Source organism: Pseudomonas sp. HK3, assembly GCF_052920985.1.
The window spans coordinates 1351328-1376008 of sequence record NZ_JBREXD010000001.1 but is presented as its reverse complement, the minus strand read 5'-3'; the positions used below and the strand labels follow the sequence as shown (position 1 = coordinate 1376008).

Below are 24681 nucleotides of genomic sequence, written 5' to 3'. Positions count from 1 at the left end.
ACAGGCTAAAGCCCTTTAAATACAATGCTTTACAGAGATAGTAACATTTGTATATAAGGCGTAAAAGCTGAGCAGAAGCACAAGATAACTTGTTGATGAAAACAGGGGTTATACACATGTCATTGAAAGTCGTCGGTTATTCACATTTCTATCCCGACTATACACATAGGTAATCCACAGCACTTTTGCCGAGTTTCTGTGGATAACTTTAATAATATTGGTACAATGCTCTGCTGTTTAAAGATGGAGTCCTGCCGTGCTGGCATTATGGGATGAATGTGTCAGGTGCTTACAAGATGAGTTACCAGCACAACAATTTAATACCTGGATACGCCCACTAAGAGCCAGTGAATCTGATTCTGGCTTGGTTGTGTCTGCGCCTAATCGATTTGTAAAAGACTGGGTGAAAGATAAGTTCTCTAATCGTATTCAATCTTTATTAGAAGAATTGAACGGTGGACAGGTTTTATCTTTCCAGTTAGATATCGGTGCTCAATCAAGTACACCTGCTTTTATAGCCCCCGCGCCTATTAAACCTGCACCTAAAGCAGAAGCTCGTGCGCAGGCTGTTGCTACCCAAAAAACCGAACGAACCCCTAGGGCTACAAGAGCGCCTTCTGCTATTAAAGAGCCTAAACGTAAAGTTCAGGTTGAAGGCAGCATTCAGCATCAAAGTAGTCTTAATAAACGTTTTACCTTTGATAGCTTTGTAGAAGGTAAATCGAATCAGCTCGCTCATGCAGCTGCTCAGCAAGTTTCTCAGAACGCAGGCGGCTCTTACAACCCACTCTTTATATATGGTGGTGTTGGCCTAGGTAAGACTCACTTAATGCACGCTGTGGGCAACCACATACAAAGTGAAAACCCTAATGCTAAGGTAGTGTACTTACACTCTGAGCGCTTTGTTGCTGATATGGTAAAAGCATTACAGTTAAATGCGATTAATGAGTTTAAACGCTATTACCGCTCTGTTGATGCTTTATTGATCGATGATATCCAGTTTTTTGCAGGCAAAGAGCGTAGCCAAGAAGAGTTCTTCCATACCTTTAATGCCTTATTAGAGGGCGGCCAACAGATGATTTTAACCTGTGACCGCTACCCTAAAGAAATTAACGGCTTAGAAGACCGACTGAAAAGTCGTTTTGGCTGGGGTTTAACTGTAGCGGTTGAGCCACCTGAGTTAGAAACTCGTGTTGCCATATTAATGAAGAAAGCAGAACAAGAGGGAATCGATCTTCCTCATGAGGCGGCTTTCTTTGTGGCACAAAAAATTCGAAGCAATGTTCGAGAGTTAGAAGGCGCTTTAAAGCGTGTTATTGCGAACTCAGCCTTCACTGGGTCTAAAATAACGTTGCCATTTATCAAAGAAAGCTTAAAAGACCTATTGGCATTACAAGACAAGCAGGTCAGTATTGATAATATCCAACGTATCGTTGCCGAATATTACAAAATTAAGGTGTCCGACGTACTATCTAAGCGTCGGTCTCGTTCGATCGCCAGGCCAAGACAAGTTGCCATGGCATTAAGTAAAGAATTAACCAATCATAGCTTGCCTGAAATTGGCAATGCTTTTGGTGGGCGGGACCACACAACGGTTCTGCACGGCGTTCGCAAAATAAAAGAACTGCGTGAGATCAACGCAGACATCAGCGAAGATTATAAAAACCTATTGCGGTCACTGACCAGTTAAAGAGTGGGAAAGGCATGAAATTCACAATCACTAGGGAAGCCCTACTTAAGCCACTACAGTTGGTTGCCGGCGTTGTTGAGCGTCGTCAAACATTACCTGTACTGTCTAATGTTCTCCTTGAAGTTAAAGGTGATCAATTGTCACTGACAGGTACTGATCTTGAAGTAGAAATGGTGGGTAGCGCGCAATTATTAGAACCAGGTGTGGATGGTGATATCACCGTTCCTGCTAAAAAATTAATGGATATTTGTAAGTCTCTGCCTGATCAAAGCACCATTGTGATTAGCCAAGATGACCACAGAGTTCAATTACAAGCGGGTCGCAGTAAGTTTGTATTATCGAGCTTACCTGCCAATGAATTCCCTAACGTTGACGATATTGAAGCGACGATTACCGTTAATGTGCCTCAGGTGCAGTTACGCCGTGTTATTGATCGCACTGCCTTTGCTATGGCACAACAGGACGTTCGCTACTACCTTAACGGATTGTTATTAGAGGTTAAGGCCGATCAGCTACGTGCAGTTGCCACAGACGGCCATCGTTTGGCCACTTGTGGTGTACCCGTTGACCTAGAAATGGAAGGCAAAACTCAAGTCATCGTACCGCGTAAAGCGGTTTTAGAGCTTGCTAAGTTAATGACGGACCCAGAGTCCACCGTTGAGCTGATGTTAAGCAATAACCACATTCGTGCAAAAGTGGGTGAGTATACGTTCACCTCTAAATTGGTAGACGGTAAATTCCCTGACTACGAGCGTGTTATTCCCCGTAACGGTAATAAAGTATTGATTGCTGATCGCCAAGCGTTGCGTCATGTTTTTCAACGTACTGCCATACTTTCTAATGAGAAGTACCGTGGTGTGCGTTTGCTGCTAGATGAAAACTCTTTGCAAGTGGTTGCAAATAACCCTGAGCAGGAGCAAGCGGAAGAGAGCATTGGTGTTGATTATCAGTATGACTCTTTAGAAATTGGCTTTAATGTCAGTTACTTACAAGATGTATTGTCGGTGCTTGATGGCGACGATATGAAGATGACCCTGGCGGATGCAAACTCTTCTGCGGTAATGGAAGAAGTAGAGGGTGGCGATTCCCTTTATGTTGTTATGCCGATGCGTCTGTAAGGCGGCTATGTAGTATTAAAGTTGCTTGTTTTGATACAACAGCTTTTGCGTTAATAAAGGACTGAATGTGCACATTTATACGTTATAAAATGTGCATCTCAGTCCTTTTTTTATATCTGAACGAAGTGTGAAGTCGAATTGCTTTGTTGATAACTATTGCTAGAAAACTGTGGATTCTATTATTTTTGTGACCTCAATGACGCTTAAGTTAACTGCACATACCCTCAAAAACATATTTAGATTCAATGACTTATGAGTATTGATAGCCTGATGCTACAAGGCGTTCGTAATTTAACACCGCTTTCCTTTGAGCCTAGCTCTCAAATCAATTTAATTTATGGCGAAAATGGTTCGGGTAAAACCAGCTTGTTAGAAGCCATTTATTACTTGGCTTACTGCAAAAGTTTTCGGACTCATAAACAAAAGAATTTGATACAGCATGGCACTGAGTCTTTAACAGCCTTTTGCAAACTGTGTGTTCAAAAGAGCCACTATCAATTAGGTGTTGAGCGGAATATTAAAGGTGAGCGTCGTATTAAGCTTAATGGGGAATGGCTACAAAGTGCTGCAGAGCTCGCGTCTATATTACCGATTCAGTTGCTTGATCCTACAATGTTTCGCTTATTAGAGGGGAGCCCTCAACTTAGGCGAGAATACATTGATTGGGGAGTGTTCCACGTGGAACCTAACTTTATCAATGTATGGCGTAACTTTAAAAAAGCACATCAAACCCGTAATGCATTATTACGAAGTGGTGGGGCTAGCGAGACAGAACGGTTAGTTTGGCACGAGTCATTGGCTAAGCATGCTGACATTATTAACAACTCCCGTCAGATGTATATTAAGCGTCTGAAACCCGTATTTGATGATTTTATGGATAGGCTGAATCCTGACTTAGGGATATCCATGGGGTTTTACCAGGGTTGGGGTAAAGATAGAGATTACTACGAATTACTAGAAGAAAGCTGGTTGAGCGATCTTAAAATGGGGTTTACCCAGTTAGGGCCGCAGCGAGCGGATTTACGCATTAAAGCGAATAAACTGCCCGCAATGGAGGTTCTATCTCGTGGACAGCAGAAAATGGTCGTGTGCGCACTTAAATTAGCACAGGCACAGATCTATAGAGAGGCCTCAAATCGCCCTTGTATATTCCTTGTAGACGATTTATGCGCAGAACTGGATATTAACCACAGAAAAGCTTTATGTAGCCTCCTAGAAGAATTAGAATGTCAGGTCTTTGTTACCGCTGTTGAAGCAGATCAAATAGCGGATTGTTGGTCCCCACAAAGCCTTATTAAAACGTTCCACGTGGAACATGGGACCTTAAATCAAGAATAAACAGTTCTGCCAGGAGTCTGATCCATGAGCACTGAAAACACCTATGATTCTTCCAGTATTAAAGTACTGAAAGGCCTAGATGCAGTACGTAAACGTCCCGGAATGTATATTGGTGATACCGATGACGGTACCGGCCTGCATCACATGGTGTTCGAGGTTGTCGATAACTCTATCGATGAAGCCCTAGCGGGCCACTGTAGCGAAATTAAAGTCATCATCCATCCTGATGAATCAATCAGCGTGAGTGATAACGGCCGTGGTATTCCTACTGATGTTCACGAAGAAGAAGGTGTGTCGGCCGCTGAAGTGATCATGACGGTGCTGCATGCTGGCGGTAAATTTGATGACAACAGCTATAAGGTTTCTGGCGGCTTGCATGGCGTGGGTGTCTCGGTTGTAAACGCCTTGTCAGATAAGCTTAAAATGACGATTCGTCGAGCGGGTAAAATCTGGGAGCAAAGCTACACCCACGGTGTACCGGATGCTCCTATGGCGACAGTCGGTGACTCAGACGTAACGGGTACCACGATTCATTTCCACCCAAGCCCTGCTACATTTACCAATATTCATTTTAATTTCGATCAGCTTGCTAAGCGCGTACGTGAACTAAGCTTCTTGAACTCAGGCGTTCGCATCGTATTAAAAGATGAGCGCAGTGATCGTGAAGATGTGTTCGAATTTGAAGGCGGCCTGAGAAGCTTTGTTGAATACTTAAACCTGAATAAAACCGCGGTTAACGACATATTTTACTTCCGTTTAGATGGCGATTCTCGTGAAGACGGTATCGGCGTAGAAGTGGCTATGCAGTGGAATGACAGCTACAGCGAGAACATCTATTGCTTTACCAATAACATCCCTCAGCGCGATGGTGGGACGCATTTAGCCGGTTTCCGTGGTGGCTTAACGCGTACGCTAAATAATTATATTGAACGCGAAGGCCTTGCTAAAAAGAACAAGGTAAACACAACGGGTGATGATGCTCGTGAAGGCTTAACCGCCATTGTTTCTGTGAAAGTGCCTGATCCTAAGTTCAGTTCGCAAACCAAAGATAAGCTGGTTTCTTCAGAGGTAAAAACCGCTGTAGAGCAAGAAATGACAAAAGGTTTTAATGACTTTTTATTAGAGCAGCCTCAGCAAGCCAAAGAAATAGTTGGCAAGATGATGGACGCGGCTCGTGCTCGTGAAGCCGCCCGTAAAGCCCGAGAAATGACCCGTCGTAAAGGGGCATTAGATATTGCAGGTTTACCGGGTAAATTAGCGGATTGCCAAGAAAAAGATCCTGCACTATCTGAAATATACTTAGTGGAAGGGGACTCGGCCGGCGGATCTGCCAAGCAAGGCCGAGATCGTCGCACACAGGCTATTTTACCGCTTAAGGGTAAGATCCTTAACGTAGAAAAAGCACGCTTTGACAAGATGCTGTCGTCGGTTGAAGTAGGGACATTGATCACGGCATTAGGTTGCGGTATTGGTCGTGAAGAGTTCAATCCTGATAAGCTGCGTTATCACAGTATCATTATCATGACGGATGCCGACGTCGATGGTTCTCACATTCGTACACTGCTATTGACCTTCTTCTTCCGTCAAATGCCTGAAATTATTGAGCGTGGACATATCTTCATTGCACAGCCACCGCTTTATAAGATCAAGCGCGGTAAGCACGAGCAATACATCAAAGATGACCCCGCTTTAGAAGAATACTTAACGAATACCGCTCTAGATGGCGCTGCTTTGTATGTGAATGCACAAGCCCCTGGTATAAGCGGTGAGAAGCTAGAAGAACTGGTTAATAACTACCGTAGCGTGTTGGCAAACATAGATCGTCTTGGTCGTGTATACCCTGAGCGTGTACTTAAAGCCATGATCTATATGCCTAAGTTAACGCAAGAAGACTTAAAAGATCGTGCAAAAGTAGAAGCTTGGAACGAGCAACTACAAAATCGATTTGATGATCCTAAAGGTAATGACTCCCGTGTGGTGCTTGAGGTGGTTGAAGATAATGAACGTCATATCTTCTTGCCGGATATCAAAGTGATTAACCACAGTATCCCGACTGACTACGTACTGAGCCATGAATTTTTTGATTCAAATATTTATAAAACTATTTGTTCACTAGGTGAACGCTTGCAAGATCTTGTTGAAGAAGGTGCCTATATTCAACGTGGTGAGCGTAAATCAGAAGTGACAAGCTTTGAAGATGTACTGGCTTGGTTAATGAATGAAGCCCGTCGTGGCTACAGTATTCAACGTTATAAAGGTCTGGGTGAAATGAACCCAGAACAACTATGGGAAACCACCATGGACCCTGAAGCGCGTCGTATGCTGCGTGTAACGATTGAAGATGCGGTAGCGGCGGATCAAATCTTTACTACGCTTATGGGCGATGAAGTGGAGCCTCGTCGTGCGTTTATTGAAAGCAATGCATTGTTGGTAGAGAACTTAGATTTTTAATGTGCCGATGATCTTTGTTTCGATATATTAGACGTTTCGATAAAAACCGCTTAGTCTGACTAAGCGGTTTTTTTATGTCTAAAGAAAGGGAATATCATGTCAGGAAAATACGAAATATTTATAGGTAAAGATCAGCAGTTCTACTACCACCTAAAAGCAGCAAATGGTGAGATTATTCTAGCCAGTGAAGGTTATACTCAAAAGCATAATGCAGAAAAAGCCATCGAGTCTGTGCGAGTAAACAGTCAATTTGACGGTAACTTCGTGGATAAAATTGCTCAAGACGAACGCTTTTATTTTGTATTACGCGCCGATAATCATGAAGCGATCGGGATTAGCCAAATGTATCATTCGAAGCAATCCAGTGATACAGGTAAAGAGTCAGTTAAAACAAACGGTTTAGTTTCAAGCGTGTTTGATTTAACATAAATTGAGACAACAAAAAGCCCGCTTAGGTGTGAAACTTAAGCGGGCTTTTTATGTGAAAAATTTCAAATATAAATTATATAAACTGATTAAAATTTAAAAATAGGCCATTAATGGCTTCGTCAGAGCCCTCATCGTTTATATGTTGTAATTCGAGAACGACTGATTTTTTGTAATCTAAACGAAAGCTAACACCTGTTGCGCCATAATAGTGGGTGCTTTGATTTGTTTCAGTGCTTTCACTCGCAGTGGCAGATTCAGACCATGTTTTACCAATACCACCACGAACAAACATCGACGTATTTTTAACAGGGTCAGTCGATAACTTTAAGCCAGTAAAAAGTGATTGGCTTGAAAGTTTTGTATCTCGATACTTCATTTCACCATTATGGCTATACCCTAGTTCAAACCATAATGTACGAGTTTGATTCAAGCGACTGCCTGCTAATAACTTAACGGATGGCGCGACGGAATAATCGCTTAATGTGTCATTCGTTTTGTTATTAAAGGAAAATAATTTGTTGGCACCCAAGCCCGCTTCTACGTAGTTATGAACAGAGGAGGCATGGCCAAAAGAAGCACTTAAAAGACAAGTTAACGCAATAGCTGGTGTTTTCACGAAGTATCCTTACTCGTATTAATAACGGGCGTAAGGGTACTAATATTTGAATAATAAAAAAAGCCTTATGTAAACATAAGGCTTTATCAATGTTAACTTGAGTGTAATTACCAACTTACAAAGCTGATAGGATTTATAAAAGTATTGGTTAATACGTTTTACGTTTCACTATTAATAGAGGGAGAAGTATCAATAGCCAGAAAAATGGAAGAGAGCCACCGGAACCAAACCCGTCTTCTTCCTTTTCTTTTTCCTCAACTTTCTCTTCCTTACTGCGCTTTGCATCAAAAGGGAATAAATCGGAATTATCGCCTACGCGATCACCATCAGAATCCTTTGTTTCTTTAGGATCTTGTGGGAATGCATCCGCATTATTACCGACACCATCACCGTCTGAGTCATACTGCTCACTAGGATCTTTAGGGAATGCATCGGTATTATCACCGACCTTGTCACCATCACTGTCTACTTGCTCGTTAAAATCCTTTGGAAATGCATCAGAATTATCACCGACGCCATCATTATCAGTGTCTTTTGTTTCATTAGGGTTGTCATCAAATGGGTCAGCGTTGTTGCCTGTGCCATCATTGTCATCATCGGCATGCTCAGTGGCGTCTTCAGGGAAGCGGTCTTCTTCTTCGTCACCAAAACCATCACCGTCATTGTCTGCCCATTCGTTAGGGTTAGTAGGGAATTTATCTAGGTTATCCGCTACGCCATCTGCATCACTATCCCCGTAAATATAGTTTAACGTAAAGGTAGCCATGGTTGATTTAGCAGGTAAGCCGTTATCTGTGACGGTTAACGTGAAGGTGTACACCCCAGGCGTGATCACTTCAGGGCTAATTGTGACGGTATTTAGTAAACTATTACCAAGACCCAGGGAGCTTAGGTCCCACAGATAGGTATGAGCATCTATATTGTTAGCGTCTGTTACGATTGAGGAGAGAGTTATGATGCCACTGATATGATCAGGTGACGTTGTTTTGGCTCCATTTTGTTCACTTTCAATACTGACTACAGGTGCTTCATTCACATCAACAATAGTTAAAATATGCGTATTTTTAACTGGATTAATTGTCCAAGAGTTTGCAGAAAAAGTGTCTGCAATACTTAACGTTAACGTTTCATCAGACTCAGCAATATCATCATCTAATGCACTTAACGTGAATGTTTTTGATGTTTCACTGCTTTCAAAACGAACGGTCAAGTTAGTCGTAATATCCTCGTTCACATCGGCGTTATTAGCAGATGTAGAGTTTACTGTTACTTCTACATCAAAAGGGTAAACAGGCGATTCTCCGGATAGTGTTACTTCAATTATTGAAGATTGTCCTTCACCGATAGTGGAAGTACTTTGTGTAAAGGCAACACTTGGATAGAGGTTTACTATCTGGTTAGCAGATGTGGTATTGCCTGCGTTATCGGTTGCTTTCCACAAAATTGAATGACGTCCCGAAACTAAATCAATCTCATGGTTATCGATTTTTTGGCTTAATGCTAACCCGTTTGTAGACGCTGAAATAAGTATGTCTGTAGCGTTATGGTCATCAAATACGTCGGTAGCAGTAGGAGTAATAATACTGATGGTTGTTAATGTGTTAGCAGAGGAAGTATGAACAGTATCAAAAGTATTGATAAAGATAGGTGCGCCGTTATCTGAATCGTTGCTTGGATCAAAGTCATTTTCAGGGTTGTTATCTGGATCAGCGTCATCTAGTACACCGTCATTGTCGATGTCATTTAATGATGGGTCTGGATTAGAGGCTGGTGCTGGGTTATCACCTAGACCATCTAAGTCGTCGTCGGACCATTGGCTAGTTTCGGTGGGAAAGTGATCTTGAAAGTTAAGGTAACCATCATCATCATCATCATTAAACATTTCATTGTTGATCGATAGTCGAAGATATTGATTTTTAAATAGAGTAATAAGGGAAATACCCTCATCAGTGGTTAGGGGGATAATCTGCCCTTCGTATGTAGTGACATTACCTAAGTCATAATCAGGCAGATCAACCAAGGTATATCCATGATCTAGAATTTCTTCGTCATAACTTATAAACCAACTTTTTAAAGTTTGGCCACAAACTGCTAAAGCAACATCTGCATTATTATCAGCACGAATACTATTAATTATTGAAAATTCTTCATCGCATGCTTGTTTTACTACCAATATTTCCATGTTTTTTGGTTCAATTAAGTATAACAATCCCGAAGCACTAGAAGCTAAAGCAAAATTATAATCGCGGCTATGAAGCTTAATGGGTGTGAAGTTACTTAGGTCTTGGCCGTTTAAATGATAAGAGTCGTTTTCACCATCTAAGGGGTTTAGATTATATGAGTATAAGTTTTTATCATTGATACCTAATATTTCAAGTTTATTATCTCCTTTAATATTTAAAGGGATTGCCTTATTAAAATCAGTTTTTTCTGAAAAAATTAAAGCTTCTGTATCATAATTGCCGAGAGCGGTGCTTATGTTGTCGAAATGAAATAAATAAGATACAGATGTTCCGTCTTCATACCCATACTCTGAGGCAAATATGTCGGGTGTTAACGAATTATTATAATTCCCAAACTGCATGTTTGTAATATTGTTTAGTGCATCTATGCGACCATAGTCACTACCATCTAGATTTGAACTGAGGATAATGCCTGATGGTGTTGTATAACTAGCTTGTCCTGCTATATGTAATTCGTCGATACCATCTACATCAAGATCAAAGGCAGATAGTACGTTAACGGATGTGATCTCATTATCCAAAAAATCAGGCAGAATAATATCCACCATGTCAAAATTTGTAATATCAAACTTTTTATATGTGAAGAAGTAGTCTTCATTGCCGTCTAAATTAGCTTGCTCTAATTGGACTAGGTTGAAATCATTGAGAGTATTATCGGCTTGTGTTTTAGCAATTATATCGAAACTTTTTGCAGCAGTGCTGATTAGACCGCTCCAAGAAACCGACAAATCGCTATTTAGCCTAGAAAGCAAAGGATTTAAAGGGTTGTGTTTAGTCGCACTAGGCGTATCGCCAGTAGTATTCGCTAAAAAATAATAATAATTGCTCGGTGTACCATTCGTGAGAGTTGTAGGAAGGTATTTAATAGTGGCTAATTCAGGAAGAGGTGAGTTGACTTCATTTTTAATAATATGGCTATCTAGGTTTGTATCCCAGGCCACTTGCACAATCTTAACCTGATTAGGTGTTACTTCATAATCAATGTAATTGAACAATATGTCACTAATTCCATTATCATCACTATCAACAACATCGAAGTGATAATCAGCATTTGCAGTTGATGGCATAAGGACCCAAGGAGAGGCATTCGTTAGAGATTTGTAATTCACTGCACTCCTAACTAGGTTACTCCCGTCTGGACTTATCTCCGTAGAACCCATTTGTTGAAGTAGTTCTAGTGCTAGGTCATCATCAATATTAGCCAAATGAGAATTTTTCGGATCGAATTCAAATGTATTTTTAAATTCGATTTTCTCTACAAAGTTTAGCCCATTAAAGGTATAAACGTATCCCGTACTAACAATTAACTCTTCATCATATTCGTCGTTAACCTTTTCATAATCGATATTTCCGGTTAAACACCCTTTACCAATTTCTACATAATTTACAGAAGAAATGATGCTTTTTTGTGTTTCGTCATAGGCGTGAATTAAGCCATCTGTACAAAGAATAATATACTCTTGTTTATTTGTGCCAGTTAGAGAGACAATTGAATTTATTCCGTCTTCGTTTGGGTCGAATCCAAGTCCTAGGTCAGCCCCTTCATTTGGCAAAATATCGGTTAGCAGCAGTGTGTTACTTAAAATGGTATGTTGATTTGAGTCTGGGTTATCTACAAATTCTATTGTGGTGAGTTTACCTTTGTCATGACCTAATAGAATTTTTTGATGATTTACTTGGAAGCTAGATAGGTATGCTCTTACGGTTTTAGGCGCTAAATAATAATTACCTGGTGATTGCAATTCACCTCTGGCAATTATGTTGTAATCTGTATCACTAGCACTTCGGTCAAGTAGTATCCAATGGTCATTACCAATATCCCTCCGGTCATTATCATAATGAGCAATACTTGATGCTGTTGTAAAAATTTCCAAATCATCATCATCATCTGCTTGCACCGCAAACATGGCAGCCTTACCTAGGCTTCCTGCTAATGTAATTCGAGATGCATCCAGAGATTTAATAAATTGATTATCAACAGCGCTGAACGCCGAAGAACTGATTAGCAAGGAGCTAATCAGGGCTTTCCTTATATCCATGACGGAATCCTTTTTATTAGTCGCCATGGATTCTATAGGTCAGAGTGTTTTAGCTCAAATATATCCGCATTTTAAAAAAGGCCAAAACGTGATTTAAATTAAGTTGGTTGAATTTTCTACAAGTTCTAATAAATCTTGTTTAACCATCACGCCCTCAAGCTTAAAACCTTTCTCTATCGTGCGCTCACCTTTACCAGTTTTAACTAATACTGGCTTCATACCCGCAGCAACGCCTGCTTCTAAGTCACGTAAACTATCACCCACCATGTAGCAATCTTTTGCGGATACACCTAAAGCGTTTTCAATTTGATGAATCAATCCAGGCAGAGGCTTACGGCAGTCACACTTATCATCTGGGCCGTGTGGGCAGTAAGCAATAAAATCAAATTTGCCACCGTGTTCTGCCACCAGCTTAATCATCTTTTCATGCATAGCATTAAGCGTTTCAACGCTGAAATAACCGCGCGCAATACCTGATTGATTCGTTGCTACGGCAATTTTGTAACCCGCTTGAGTAAGCTTACCAATGGCTTTCATTGAGCCTGGTAAGGGAATCCATTCGTCAACGGTTTTGATGTAGTCGTCACTGTCGTAGTTAATGACGCCGTCACGGTCTAGGATGATGAGTTTGTTGGGAGTTGAAGACATGAAAATAACCTTGTAGAAGTCGCACCCTGTGCGCGAACAAAATTATCTAATTTATGTTTAGGAGATTAGATGGTGAGAATGCCAATTCGTTACTCACCATCTAATCAGAAGCCTATTTATCAGGCCTCTGAATTCGCGCACAGGGTGCGACTCCTACAGATGTTCTTAAAGCGTTGAAACGTCAGCCACTTTGAAGAACAGGCGGTGAATTTCATTTAAAATAGCTAAACGGTTTTGTTTTACGGCTTCATCATCAGCCATAACCATTACGTTATCAAAGAAACCATCAATGGACTCTCTTAAGGCGGAAAGGGTAGTTAGATATTCTTCGTAATTACCACGATTAAAATGTGGCTGGGCTTCAAGGCCAATAGACTGAAGCTGACTCCAAAGATTCTTTTCTGCTTCGTCTTGTAAAAGTGCCGTATTAATTTTTGCACCTTCTTTAAACGCATCATTTTTCGCCAGAATATTCGATACCCGTTTGTTGGCAGCGGCTAATGCTTCAGCGCTATCTAGTTTAGAGAACGCATGAACCGCATGAACGCGTTTATTAATATCTAATGGCTGCGTAATGCCTTTAGCGCGAACCGCTTGGAAAACAACCGTCGGAATGTTTTGGTCTTGGTACCAAGCACTGAAACGATCCAACATGTATTCGGTTAGTTTGCCTTTGTTTTCCGCTTTTAATTCGGTTGGCCAGTTGTTATCAATGGCCCAGTCGATTAAGTCGCTAAGATCAATGTTAATTTGTTTCTCAACTAACAAACGCAGCACGCCCAAAGAGGCACGACGCAACGCAAACGGGTCTTTACCACCTGTTGGGATTTGGCCAATACCAAATAAGCCTACAAGGCTATCTAGGCGGTCTGCTAACGCTAGTGCTGTACCGGTTACGGTTGCAGGCAGATCATCACCCGAAAACGCAGGCATGTATTGTTCGTTCATGGCGGCACACACTTCAGCATGTTCGCTATCGTGTTGCGCGTAATAAGAACCCGCTAGACCTTGCAGGTCAGTGAATTCAAAAACCATGTCAGAGAGTAAATCGGTTTTACACAATTTAGCGGCGCGTTCAGCGAGTTTTACATCGCCGCCCATTGCAGAGCTGATTTGTGCAGCGAGCTTCATTAAACGCTCAGACTTGTCTTTAAGCGTACCCAGTTTTTGTACCCATAAAACGGTGTCGAGTTTTTCGAAACGGCTTTCTAGGGTTTTCTTACGGTCAGTGTCCCAGAAGAATTTTGCATCGCTTAAACGTGGACGAATGACTTTCTCGTTACCTTCGATCACTTGTTGTGGATCTTTCGATTCAATATTACAAACTGTGATGAAGTTAGGCATTAATTTGCCGTCTTTAGTTTCCACGTGGAAATATTTTTGGTGTTCTTTCATTGAGCTGATTAACGCTTCAGACGGGACTTCTAAGAATTCAGTGTCGAACTTACCCGCAAGGGCCGTTGGCCATTCGTTCAAAGAAGCCACTTCGTCTAATAGGTCTTCATCGATTACCGCAACGCCGCCCAGTTTTGTGCCTTCGGCTTCAACTTGTGCGCGAATCATCGTTTTACGTTCTTCGTAATCAGCCAACACCTTGCCTTGGTCTTTTAGGATGCCTTCATAAGCCGCTGGGCTAGTGATGGCGATTTCACGGTTTGCGTGAAAGCGGTGACCTTTAGTAAAGAAGTTGGATGCAACACCTAGGATGTTAGCTTCAACCACTTTGTTATCAAGCAACATTAAAATCCAGTGTACAGGGCGCACGAATTCAATACGGCTTGAACCCCAACGCATGCGTTTAGGGATCGGTAATTTATTCAGTGAGTCTTGAATAGCAACCGGTAACTCGTCAGTGGCCTTAGCACCGGCGACGTCTTGAGCGTAATAAAGGCGTTCACCTTTATCATCAGTAATACGGCCAACTTCATCAAAGCTGATACCGTTTGAACGGGCAAAGCCTTCAGCGGCTTTGGTCGGTTTACCGTCGGCGCCAATTGCGACATTGGTATACGGTCCGAATTTTTCAACTTTGCTGTCTTTACCTTGGGCTTCTAAACCTTCAAGGCGAAGCGCTAAGCGACGCGGTGCAGCGAATAGTTTGCTGCTTACAAAACTAATTTCTTTTGCTTTTAAGTGTGCTTCAATACCGGCCTGAAACGCAGCGGCTAGGTTTTTTAATGCTTTTGGTGGCAGCTCTTCGGTACCAATCTCAACTAAAAAGTCATGGCTAACAATATTTGAATCCGTCATTATTTGGCTCCCTTTTTCTTGGCGTCTTTTGCGGCTTTTTTGGCAGCGGCTTCAAAGGCGGCTTTTTCTTCTGCGGCCACATTGGCAAGCACTTCATTACGAAGGGCAGCAGGTGCCAGAGGGAACTCAAGTTTACAACGAGATTTAAAGTAAGCTTCGGCAACGGAGCGCGCCAAGGTACGTACGCGTAAAATGTAACCCTGACGTTCGGTTACAGAAATGGCGTGACGAGCATCCAGCATGTTAAAGGCGTGGGAGGCTTTTAATACTTGCTCGTAAGCTGGCAGTGCAAGGCCCGCTTCAATTAAACGCGCGCAATCGCTTTCGTGTTGGTTGAACGCTTGGAATAAAAAGTCCACATCGGCGTGTTCAAAGTTGTAAGCCGATTGCTCTACTTCGTTTTGATGGAAGACATCGCCATAAGTCACTTTTGAACCGTCAGGGCCGTAGCACCAAACCAGATCAAAAATGCTGTCTACGTTTTGTAGGTACATAGCGATACGCTCAAGACCATACGTAATTTCACCTGTCACCGGGTAGCATTCAAGGCCGCCCACTTGTTGGAAGTAGGTAAACTGGGTAACTTCCATGCCGTTAAGCCACACTTCCCAGCCTAGACCCCAGGCACCCAACGTCGGGCTTTCCCAGTTATCTTCTACGAAGCGTACGTCGTGAACGCCGGTATCAATACCGATGACTTTTAAGCTTTCTAGGTATTTGTCTTGGATGTCCAGCGGTGATGGCTTCATCACGACTTGGAACTGATAGTAATGCTGTAGACGGTTTGGGTTTTCACCGTAGCGGCCATCGGTAGGGCGGCGACACGGTTGTACGTAAGCGGCGTTCCAAGTTTCTGGGCCAATGGCGCGTAAGAATGTTGAGGTATGAAAAGTACCTGCACCCACTTCAAGATCGATGGGTTGGTTGATAACACAGCCTTGCTGTGACCAAAAGTTTTGCAGGGTAGCAATAAGCCCCTGAAAGGTTTTTACGTCGTAATTATTTGCGGACACTGTGGCCTACCGAATCTGGAAACAGAAAAGCACACGATTATACGGGCCAAGGGCCTTAGATACTAGGGTGTTGCTTAGGCTTTGCGCAGTCAGTCATGTGGCGAGATTTAAGGAAATACGAGGCGCAACTGAGCGCCCTTTGAGGGGAGGTTGTTAATGATAACCGAGCCTGTTTTACCATTACGCTTATGAGCTTGGAGTGCTTGTTCGATTAAATATAAACCTAGGCCGCTATCAGCACCGTGTGGGGTGAAGTCAGCTTGATCATCGATTTGGTCTGTTTCAAAGCCAGGACCATTATCATCAATAATGATAACCCAGTGGCCGTCGTCATGATCTTCAACATTAATGGTGACCTCACTGGCGCCTGCTTGGAGAGCATTCATGCAGGCATTATGCAGTGCAATGTTAAGCAGTTGCTCATCATAAAATTGGTTAAAGTCATTGTCGAAGAGTGCATTTACGGTTAGCTGGTGTAATTGCAAAAATTCTGAGGCTAATGGGGAGATGCTGTCCATTAACCAATGCTCATCAACGTTTGGTCGAAACGCTTGATTTTGAATTTTTAAAATAGACAGTAACTCGATCAGCCGATGACTTAAGTTGTTACTGTGTCCTTGTAGTTTATCCATTAAAGCTTGTTGTTCGGGGTTAAGTTGTAACGCATCGATCAACTCAGACTCAACGCTGAGCAAGGCTTGCATTTGATTTTTTAGATCATGTAATTGGGCACTTAACAGGGTATTAATATCAAAGCTCATTATTTTGCCTATATCATACGAACGAGTCGTTCTTGGCTTTTCTTAAGTAGTAGCCAGCGCTGATGGCGATCGTCATTGGCCGGAATATCACCCACTCGGCGCAGTAGATCGCTTACATCATCAATCATTTCTTTGGATGCCGCACGTTGATCCATGTAGGTGATTTTTACTTGTATCGCATTGAGTAAGACTGCAAGCCCAGCTTCTTTATAAGCCGTGGCTTGGTCTAGTAACTCAATGGCCTGTGATAGTTGTCCGCGCTCAAAAAAGCTAATGGCTTTGTCGTTAATCTCAGTGGTGTATTCGCGTACCACTTGTTCACTGATTTCACTTTTTGTGCGCTCAAGTTCGCGCTCTTCTGAGCGAGATAGATTTTCAGATTTAGATAATTCATTGAGTAAGTCTTGCGCTTTGGCATGTTGCTTAGTGGCAATAAAAACATTGGCCATGGCCAGCAATGTTGAGTTATTTGGATCATTGATTCCGGCCAATATTTTTTCGGCTTTATCGGCACTGGCCTTTGCATCAAGATCTTTACCTAAGTTGGTAAAGGTCGTGCTTTCAATGATGGTGGCTTCAAGCACATATTCTGGGCTATCGGAATAGATTGCCTTTACCTCTTCAATGGCTTTGAAGGCATCCGCACTGCCTGCGCGGGTGTCTCGGCTGTTGGTAGGTGAAATTTTATGCTGAACCGATTTTGCAAATGATAAGTAATTTTTTACAGACCGATAGCAGCTATGACGCGCTAATTTTACCGATTGACGAAACGCTGATTCTGCGACTTCGAGGTTTTTATTGGCAAAGGCAATTCGGCCAAGTTCCATTTGCCTAAGCACTTGCTTGGGGGAGACTTGGGTTGCAGATACTAAAATATTTTGAGCCGATTGCAGGTCTTTATTTTTCAGGTGAATTTTGGCAATTAGGTCATAGCACTGCACATATTTGGGGTGCTGTTGAATGGTGTATTCGAGTAATTCTTTAGACTCTTTGTATTTGCCCTTATGAAATAAACAAGTGGCTTTGCCAAGCAAGGCCCATGTCACTTCATGGTCTTTTAAGATGTTTGTATAAAGCTCCAGCGCCTCATCATTATGCTTTAATGACATGAGTGTGCGCCCCTTAATACGCTCGACTCTATTTTTAAGTCTGGGTTTAGTCTTGATGTATTCATCACAAAGCTGCAGAACTTCCTTTTTTGCTTGTCGGTCAATGGCGTTATTAATTGGGTAGAGCTGCTCTTTTATAGTTAGTATTCGAGTTAAACGTTGGCGCATAATGTCTATCGTGAAGGGCTTGGTAACATAATCATCAGGCTCGTATTCAATGGCACCCATCACCATGTCCATGGCATTTTCGCCAGTCAGCATGACAAATGTCGTGGTGGCTTTTAAACGGCGAATAAAGCGGGCTTCTTCTAATATTTGCTGGCCATCACGGCCACGGCCAAGATTGTAATCACTTATGACTAGGTCGTAGTCGTTATGCAGGATAAATTCGGTGGCTTCGTCCCCATCCATGGCCACATCAACCTTTGTGGCACCAAGAATGACCAGCATTTTCTTCATTGCGCTACGTGACTCAACTAGGTCATCCACCGCAAGAATGCGCTTGCCAGCAAGCATGGCATCTAAATTGGTCATAACTTATCCCTATTAACTTATTAAATAATAGTCAAAGATGAATAATTCGCAGCAGGTAGAGAAAATTATCTAAATAAGGCAAAGTCGCACTTTTGTCATAATTGAAATAAGTGTTGGGTATGGATATTAAGTCGGCGTTGGCTCTTGGGTTGATTCACTCTTTAGGGGCTCTAAGTTTAGTCGGAGCGCGTAGGCTAGGCGGTGCCATTGGGAGCCTGTTATGTGCGACGAATACTCGAATGTATAAAGTGACGCTAAAGAACTTGGAGCTGTGCTTCCCTGACATGCCTGCTGATCAGCGTAAAGCACTGGCGAAAGCCAGCATGCAAGAGACCGCTAAGACCATAACCGAGACGGGTATAGCTTGGGGCGGGACGGTTGAAAAGTTTGAACGCAATGCCACTAAGATCGAAAATGTGCGCCATCAACACTTGTTTGATGAGGCAATAGCGAAAGAAGAGGGCGTGCTCATTTTAACGCCCCATATTGGCAACTGGGAGTTCCTCTCTTGTTGGTTACCGCAGCGCTGCCAATTAATGACCTTATATAAAATTGCCAAAATGCCTGGGTTTGAAAAAGCCATGCTCGACGCTCGCGAAGACAGCGGCGCGAAAATGGTGCCAGGAACGCGTGAAGGGGTTAAGGCATTTTTTAAGCACTATGAAGATAAAAAAGTGACCATGATTCTGCCCGATCAAGAGCCCTCGTTAAAATCGGGTGTGTGGGCGAATTTTTTTGGCATCAATACTTTGACCCCAAAAATTGTGCACTCTATGATTCAAAAAAATCCTAAAGGGGTTGTGCTGTTTGCTTATGTTTTACGCACAGAGAAAGGGTTTGAACTGGTGTTTCGTGCTCTGGATGATGCAATTTACAGTGAAGACGTAGAGCAGAGCGCCCTTGCTATGAATAAAGGCATAGAAGCGTGTATTGCGGATGCACCTGCTCAATACCAATGGGACTATAAGCGCTTTAAAAAGAATCCAGCCAAGTATTATACCGGGCTGTGAGGACCTGATAGGGTAAGGTGGATACGGTTGTAACCACCTTCCTATCGCGTTAATAAACGTGAATTATTGACGCCAAAACACCGGTGTAAATAGCACTAATAACGTAAATATTTCCAAGCGTCCAAGCAGCATTGCAAAACTTAAAACCCATTTAGCAAAATCACTAATATTGGCGTAATTAGCAGCCACATCGCCCAAGCCCGGCCCTAGGTTATTTATACAAGCACCAACCGCAGAAAAAGCCGAAACAAAATCCATTCCCGTTGCCAAAAGCAGAATCGTCATAATCAAATACAGCATTAGATACACGCTGAAAAATCCCCAAACGGCTTCAACTACACGGTCATCGATTGGACGACCGCCAATTCGAATAGGAATGATTGCATTTGGGTGGATTAATCGTTTCATTTCACGACTGCCTTGCTTGTAAATCAACAAGACACGAATCACTTTTAAGCCACCGCCGGTACTGCCTGCACAGCCGCCCATAAACGCCAAAAAGAACAATAAGAAAGGTAAAAAGGCGGGCCACAATGAAAAGTCAGCTGCGGCATAACCTGTGGTCGTCGCGATACTGACTAATTCAAATAAACCAAACCGTAATGCTTCATTAGGGTCATAACTTTTACTTATCACCAACGTGGTAAAGGTCACAATTGCTGCAATAAATAAAACAATTAATAAGGTTTTTACTTCAGGGTCTGCAAAGTAATGACGGATCGATTTGAATCGCCATGCATAAAAGTGAAGGGCAAAATTAAATGCGCTGATGATCATAAAAAAGATAGCAACACTTTCAATAAGGTAACTATCAAAATAACCAATGCTGTCATCATGGGTACTAAAGCCACCAATGGCAATGGTACTAAAAGCATGGCAAATGGCGTCAAATACATCCATGCCGGCTAAGTAAAACCCAATGCCGCAGGCAATGGTCAGCGCTAAGTAAATATACCAAAGGGTTTTTGCTGTCTCGGTTATGCGGGGGGTTAACTTGCTGTCTTTCATAGGGCCCGGGGTTTCAGCACGATAAAGCTGCATGCCCCCGATACCGAGCATGGGCAAGATGGCCACGGCCAGTACGATGATCCCCATACCACCAAGCCATTGTAATAACTGGCGATAAAACAGAATGGATTCAGGTAATGCATCAATGCCTGTAATCACGGTTGCCCCGGTTGTTGTCCAGCCCGAGAGCGACTCAAAAAAAGCATCCGTAAAATTTAGCCCAGGGCTTTCGGCGAGCATTAAAGGCAATGCCCCCGATACCGCTAATACCAGCCAAAATAAAACCGTGACCACAAAGCCGTCACGGGTTTTTAAATCTTGGCGACGTTTTCGAACAGGAAACCAACACAATGCGCCTACCGCAAAGTTAATACCCAATGCACCTGCAAATGCACTCAAGGCACCATCTTGATAAATAACACTGATTACCATGGGTGGTAACAGCGCAAGGCTGAAGACCATGAGTAAAATACCCAAGATGCGAAAAATTATGGCTGGATGCATAGTTGTTTATACTCATTAAAAATAGCAGCCTGCCATCTTCAGCAGGTGTAAGGTTGCCCTTACATTGAATCTTTATTATTAATTGGTGTTTAAAAGAAGCCTAATTCGACTTGGAATAAACGCTCCACTTCAGGAATGCGTTTTTTATCCAGTACGAACAAAATCACATGATCTTCACTTTCAACAACGACATCGCCATGGGCAATTAAAACCTGATCCTTGCGTACGATTGCACCAATGGTAGAGCCTTCAGGCAGATGAATTTGATCAAGACGTCGACCCACTACTTTGGATGTATTCTCATCGCCATGGGCAATGGCTTCAATGGCCTCAGCGGCACCACGGCGTAAGCTGTGAACATTCGCTACATCGCCACGGCGTACATGTGTGAGTAAACTACCGATGGTGGTCTGGCTTGGGCTAATCGCAATATCAATGCCTTGACCTTGTACAAGATCAACGTACTGAGCTTTGTTGATGAGTGTCATCACCTTACGCGCGCCTAACTGCTTGGCGAGCATAGAAGACATGACATTCACTTCGTCGTCATTGGTTAATGCACAAAATACATCGGTATTTTCAATGTTAGCTTCAAGCAGTAACTCTTTGTCTGTGGCGCTGCCATTTAGAATGATGGTTTTGCTTTTCACTTTTTCACTTAAACGCTGGCAGCGCTGTATATTGTGATCAATCAGCTTAACGTTATAAAACGGCTCCAGTACTTGAGCCAAGCGCGCGCCAATGTTACCCCCCTCCCGCAATGATTACCCGTTTGTAGGGTTGCTCGCTGCGACGCATTTCGGCCATTACCGTACGTATATCTTTTGTGGCGGCGATAAAGAACACTTCATCGTCCACTTCGATGACGGTATCCGCAGCCGGTAAGATGGCTTGGCCACGACGATAGATAGCAGCAACACGAGTATCCACGCCACTTTTCAGATGTTCGCGTAGATAGCGCAGCTCTTGTCCCACTAATGGCCCGCCGTAATACGCCTTAGCGCCCACTAACTTCACTTTATTTTCAGCAAAGTCGAGAACCTGAAGGGCTCCCGGGAATTCCAGTAATCGTTTTATGTAGTTAGTAACCACTTGCTCTGGGCTGATAAAGACATCAATTGGCACCCCTTGGTTGCCAAAAAGCTCTTGGGATTGGGTATATTCTTGCGCCCGAATGCGGCTAATCTTGGTGGGGGTTTTAAACAGTGAGTGGGCAACCTGACAGGCCACCATATTCACTTCATCACTATTGGTGACGGCCACTAACATGTCGGCATCATCGCCGCCTGCTTGGCTTAATATATGGGGGTAAGACGCTTTTCCGCGTACGGTACGAATATCGAGACGATTCTGTAATTCTTTTAATCGTTCAGCATCAGTATCCACAACAGTAATGTCATTACCTTCTGTGGCGAGGTGTTCAGCCAGAGTGCCACCTACTTGGCCAGCGCCTAGTATTATAATTTTCATATTACTGATGAAACCTATTTGCGTTGCCAGTACTGCGTTAAAAACCGTTATGAGCGTTGATATAGCGTTGCTATGTGTCTGCTTAAACGGTTTTTGCCTTGTCTTACCTGCCTCAACAAGGAGTTATTGAGGCTGTATTATTTTTGTTAAAGCTGCTTGGTTAATAGCGCGTAAAAAAAGCCATCATGTCCCAATTTAGTTGGGAACAACTGCCAGCCAAAGCCGGTATCCATGCCTGTGGATAACGTCATTGGAGCCAGGTGTGCATCTGTTTGCTCGCTTAAAAACGCCGCGATATTATCACTGTTTTCTACGGATAAAATGGAGCAAGTGGCGTAAAGCAATGTGCCGCCTGGTTTTAATAAACACCATGCTTTTCTTAGAATTTGACCCTGTAATTGCGCAAGGTTATCAATATCTTCTTTTTTACGCAGTAACTTAATGTCGGGGTGGCGTCTTATGACCCCGGTGGCGCTGCAAGGCACGTCTAAAAGAATGCGATCAAATGGTGTTCCGTCCCACCAAGCTTCTGGGTTTTGAGCCTCACCTTGGATTACGTCTGCGGATAATTGTAGGCGTTCTAAATTTTCTTGTACGCGCGTTAAACGTTTTGCATCGGCATCCAATGCAAGTACGCTGGCTTGGTTATCACTGTACTCAAGAATATGGCACGTTTTACCACCTGGGGCGCTACAAGCATCTAGGATGCGTTCGCCTTTTTGAGGTGCCAACAATTGGGCCGCAAGTTGAGCGGCTTCGTCTTGTACACTGCAACTGGCTTCGCTAAAGCCGGGTAATTGAGTCACATCGCAAGCTTGCTCTAAATATATAGAAGTAAGCGCATGCTTTCCTTCTAGTGCCCTTATTTCTTTGTCATTAAGGATTTGTAAGTAATCACTTCTGTTTTGTGATCGTACATTGTTACGCAAGCACAGAGGGGCTTTAAGGTTGCCTTGTTCACAAATGGCTTGCCATTGCTGCGGCCAGTTTTTCTTGAGCAGTTTAATGAACCATTTAGGGTGCTCGTAGCGTGTAACATCACTGTCTTTTAAGCCTGCCATCAGTTCGACTTTCTCGCGTTGAAAGCGGCGCAAAATAGCGTTTAACACACCTTTAAATTTACCTAGGTTCAGTTGTTCACAGGCCTCGACCGTTTCATTGATGGCGGCATGTTCTGATATATCACTGTGTGCCAGTTGATATAAGCCCACCCATAAGAGGGCGTGAATAGCACGAGCAGATTCAGGTAATGGTTTAACTAATAAAATTTTACTCAGTGCATTAATAGAGAAAAAATACCGGCAACTACCAAAGCACAGGCTTTGTAGAAGCGGTTTATCTTGCTCTAACCCTTGTTTAGCAAAATAGGCTAATGCCGACGTAAGGCTTTTTTGTTCGTCTACCACATCAAGCATGGCCAATGCGGCAAGGGCTCGACTATTTAATACTGCTGACATTTAAAGCTCGCTGGCTAACACATAGTGTTCATTGAAGGGATGTTTGCCGTTTAATATGTCGGCCACTTGCATCGGCTTTTTGCCGGGCAGTTGAATTTGTTCAAGGGATACGGCCATGTTGCCACAGGCGATAACGATGCCCATTTCATTCACAGACAAAACGGTACCTGCAATCGCGGTATGCACTTTAGGGTAAACCTGTGCTTGTAGAATGCGAATGCGATGATCCCCTAGCAAGGTGTAACACATGGGGACAGGGTTAAAAGCACGAATTTTTTGCACCACGTCTTTGGCGTCTTGACGCCAATCGATGAGCGCTTCGTTTTTATTCAGTTTATGAGCATAGGTAGAAAGCTCATCATTTTGCACTTCACCTAAGACAGGGCCTTGAGCATATTTACTGACGACATGCACAACGGCTTCACTGCCAATTTTGGCAAGGCGATCATGTAAGCTGCCGCCGGTATCATTGGGCATAATTGGCGTGTCCGCTTTATAAAGCATTGGGCCTGTGTCTAAACCAAGCTCCATTTGCATGACGGTGACGCCAGTTTTATCGTCACCAGCTTCAATGGCTCGTTGAATCGGCGCGGCACCGCGCCAGCGTGGCAATAATGAGGCGTGGCTGTTGATACAAGCCAGTGTGGGTATGTCTAAAACGGACTGAGGCAATAATAAACCGTAGGCAACCACAATAAATAAATCGGGCTTAAGGTCGGCAAGCTGTTGAACATCCTCAGCGGCTTTGAAGTTTAATGGCTGATAAACTTCAATGCCGTTATCAAGCGCCATTTGTTTAACCGCGCTGGGTTGCAGTTTTTTACCGCGACCGGCAGGGCGATCAGGCTGAGTGTAGACCCCCACAATATTGGCAGACGTTTTTAATAAAGCCTCTAAATGGCGAGCGGCAAAATCGGGCGTGCCTGCAAATACAATTCTCAAGGGGATATCCTTAGGGTAAAAATGATCATGCCGAAGAAACTTCGGCATGCA

16 protein-coding genes and 1 pseudogene are annotated in these 24681 nt (G+C 43.0%); 6 read left to right on the top strand and 11 right to left on the bottom strand.

From position 1 onward, the window contains the following. Positions 1-259 precede the first annotated feature (259 nt). From dnaA to ACU6U9_RS06345, 5 genes are all read left to right on the top strand, one after another. A complete protein-coding gene (gene dnaA, locus ACU6U9_RS06365) occupies positions 260-1690 on the top strand; it encodes a chromosomal replication initiator protein DnaA (protein ID WP_446735064.1) in 1431 nt (476 codons plus the stop codon). Between the two features lie 14 nt (positions 1691-1704). Beyond that, a complete protein-coding gene (gene dnaN / locus ACU6U9_RS06360) occupies positions 1705-2808 on the top strand; it encodes a DNA polymerase III subunit beta (protein ID WP_446734213.1) in 1104 nt (367 codons plus the stop codon). 252 nt (positions 2809-3060) lie between these two features. Next, complete coding sequence (recF, locus tag ACU6U9_RS06355) at positions 3061-4146, top strand: DNA replication/repair protein RecF (protein WP_446734212.1); 1086 nt, start codon at positions 3061-3063, stop codon at positions 4144-4146. Between the two features lie 24 nt (positions 4147-4170). Beyond that, complete coding sequence (gene gyrB, locus ACU6U9_RS06350) at positions 4171-6597, top strand: DNA topoisomerase (ATP-hydrolyzing) subunit B (RefSeq protein ID WP_446734211.1); 2427 nt, start codon at positions 4171-4173, stop codon at positions 6595-6597. 96 nt (positions 6598-6693) lie between these two features. After that, positions 6694-7026 carry a YegP family protein gene (locus tag ACU6U9_RS06345; protein WP_446734210.1) on the top strand — a complete coding sequence of 111 codons (333 nt, stop codon included), beginning with the start codon at positions 6694-6696 and terminating at the stop codon, positions 7024-7026. 73 nt (positions 7027-7099) lie between these two features. Here the strand turns inward: ACU6U9_RS06345 and ACU6U9_RS06340 are convergent, their stop codons facing one another. The 7 genes from ACU6U9_RS06340 to ACU6U9_RS06310 all read right to left on the bottom strand — a co-directional run bounded on the left by ACU6U9_RS06340 (position 7100) and on the right by ACU6U9_RS06310 (position 18239). Next, positions 7100-7642: a hypothetical protein gene (locus ACU6U9_RS06340; RefSeq protein ID WP_446734209.1), complete on the bottom strand. Its 543-nt coding sequence runs from the start codon at positions 7640-7642 to the stop codon at positions 7100-7102. 148 nt (positions 7643-7790) lie between these two features. Further along, positions 7791-11894, bottom strand: coding sequence for a GlyGly-CTERM sorting domain-containing protein (locus tag ACU6U9_RS06335; RefSeq protein ID WP_446734208.1), 4104 nt, complete (start codon positions 11892-11894; stop codon positions 7791-7793). Between the two features lie 123 nt (positions 11895-12017). Beyond that, positions 12018-12572, bottom strand: coding sequence for a D-glycero-beta-D-manno-heptose 1,7-bisphosphate 7-phosphatase (gmhB, locus tag ACU6U9_RS06330; protein WP_446734207.1), 555 nt, complete (start codon positions 12570-12572; stop codon positions 12018-12020). Positions 12573-12737: 165 nt separating this feature from the next. After that, entirely contained in the window at positions 12738-14822 is a 2085-nt protein-coding gene (gene glyS / locus ACU6U9_RS06325) for a glycine--tRNA ligase subunit beta (RefSeq protein WP_446734206.1), read from the bottom strand. Next, positions 14822-15835, bottom strand: a complete 1014-nt coding sequence (gene glyQ, locus ACU6U9_RS06320) for a glycine--tRNA ligase subunit alpha (RefSeq protein WP_446734205.1) — start codon at positions 15833-15835, stop codon at positions 14822-14824. The genes glyS and glyQ overlap by 1 nt, the downstream gene beginning before the upstream one ends. 107 nt (positions 15836-15942) lie before the next feature. Beyond that, entirely contained in the window at positions 15943-16596 is a 654-nt protein-coding gene (locus ACU6U9_RS06315) for a sensor histidine kinase (protein WP_446734204.1), read from the bottom strand. Between the two features lie 8 nt (positions 16597-16604). Beyond that, a complete protein-coding gene (locus ACU6U9_RS06310; protein ID WP_446734203.1) occupies positions 16605-18239 on the bottom strand; it encodes a response regulator in 1635 nt (544 codons plus the stop codon). Positions 18240-18358: 119 nt separating this feature from the next. Here ACU6U9_RS06310 and ACU6U9_RS06305 point away from each other — a divergent pair, with 119 nt between their 5' ends. Continuing rightward, positions 18359-19249: a lysophospholipid acyltransferase family protein gene (locus ACU6U9_RS06305; protein ID WP_446734202.1), complete on the top strand. Its 891-nt coding sequence runs from the start codon at positions 18359-18361 to the stop codon at positions 19247-19249. Positions 19250-19312: 63 nt separating this feature from the next. Here the strand turns inward: ACU6U9_RS06305 and ACU6U9_RS06300 are convergent, their stop codons facing one another. The 4 genes and pseudogenes from ACU6U9_RS06300 to fmt form a co-directional block, all read right to left on the bottom strand. Further along, entirely contained in the window at positions 19313-20761 is a 1449-nt protein-coding gene (locus tag ACU6U9_RS06300) for a TrkH family potassium uptake protein (RefSeq protein WP_446734201.1), read from the bottom strand. Between the two features lie 89 nt (positions 20762-20850). Then, a pseudogene (trkA, locus tag ACU6U9_RS06295) lies at positions 20851-22231 on the bottom strand (Trk system potassium transporter TrkA). Between the two features lie 146 nt (positions 22232-22377). Then, positions 22378-23688, bottom strand: a complete 1311-nt coding sequence (rsmB, locus tag ACU6U9_RS06290) for a 16S rRNA (cytosine(967)-C(5))-methyltransferase RsmB (RefSeq protein ID WP_446734200.1) — start codon at positions 23686-23688, stop codon at positions 22378-22380. Then, positions 23689-24678: a methionyl-tRNA formyltransferase gene (gene fmt / locus ACU6U9_RS06285; protein WP_446734199.1), complete on the bottom strand. Its 990-nt coding sequence runs from the start codon at positions 24676-24678 to the stop codon at positions 23689-23691. Positions 24679-24681: the final 3 nt, after the last annotated feature.

What these genes read in the sequence shown, in the direction of transcription:
- dnaN (WP_446734213.1), top strand. Translation starts at nt 1,705, where the DNA reads ATGAAATTCACAATCACTAGGGAAGCCCTACTTAAGCCACTACAGTTG.
- recF (WP_446734212.1), top strand. Translation starts at nt 3,061, where the DNA reads ATGAGTATTGATAGCCTGATGCTACAAGGCGTTCGTAATTTAACACCG.
- gyrB (WP_446734211.1), top strand. Translation starts at nt 4,171, where the DNA reads ATGAGCACTGAAAACACCTATGATTCTTCCAGTATTAAAGTACTGAAA.
- ACU6U9_RS06345 (WP_446734210.1), top strand. Translation starts at nt 6,694, where the DNA reads ATGTCAGGAAAATACGAAATATTTATAGGTAAAGATCAGCAGTTCTAC.
- gmhB (WP_446734207.1), bottom strand. Translation starts at nt 12,572, where the DNA reads ATGTCTTCAACTCCCAACAAACTCATCATCCTAGACCGTGACGGCGTC.
- glyS (WP_446734206.1), bottom strand. Translation starts at nt 14,822, where the DNA reads ATGACGGATTCAAATATTGTTAGCCATGACTTTTTAGTTGAGATTGGT.
- ACU6U9_RS06315 (WP_446734204.1), bottom strand. Translation starts at nt 16,596, where the DNA reads ATGAGCTTTGATATTAATACCCTGTTAAGTGCCCAATTACATGATCTA.
- ACU6U9_RS06310 (WP_446734203.1), bottom strand. Translation starts at nt 18,239, where the DNA reads ATGACCAATTTAGATGCCATGCTTGCTGGCAAGCGCATTCTTGCGGTG.
- ACU6U9_RS06305 (WP_446734202.1), top strand. Translation starts at nt 18,359, where the DNA reads ATGGATATTAAGTCGGCGTTGGCTCTTGGGTTGATTCACTCTTTAGGG.
- ACU6U9_RS06300 (WP_446734201.1), bottom strand. Translation starts at nt 20,761, where the DNA reads ATGCATCCAGCCATAATTTTTCGCATCTTGGGTATTTTACTCATGGTC.
- rsmB (WP_446734200.1), bottom strand. Translation starts at nt 23,688, where the DNA reads ATGTCAGCAGTATTAAATAGTCGAGCCCTTGCCGCATTGGCCATGCTT.
- fmt (WP_446734199.1), bottom strand. Translation starts at nt 24,678, where the DNA reads ATGCCGAAGTTTCTTCGGCATGATCATTTTTACCCTAAGGATATCCCC.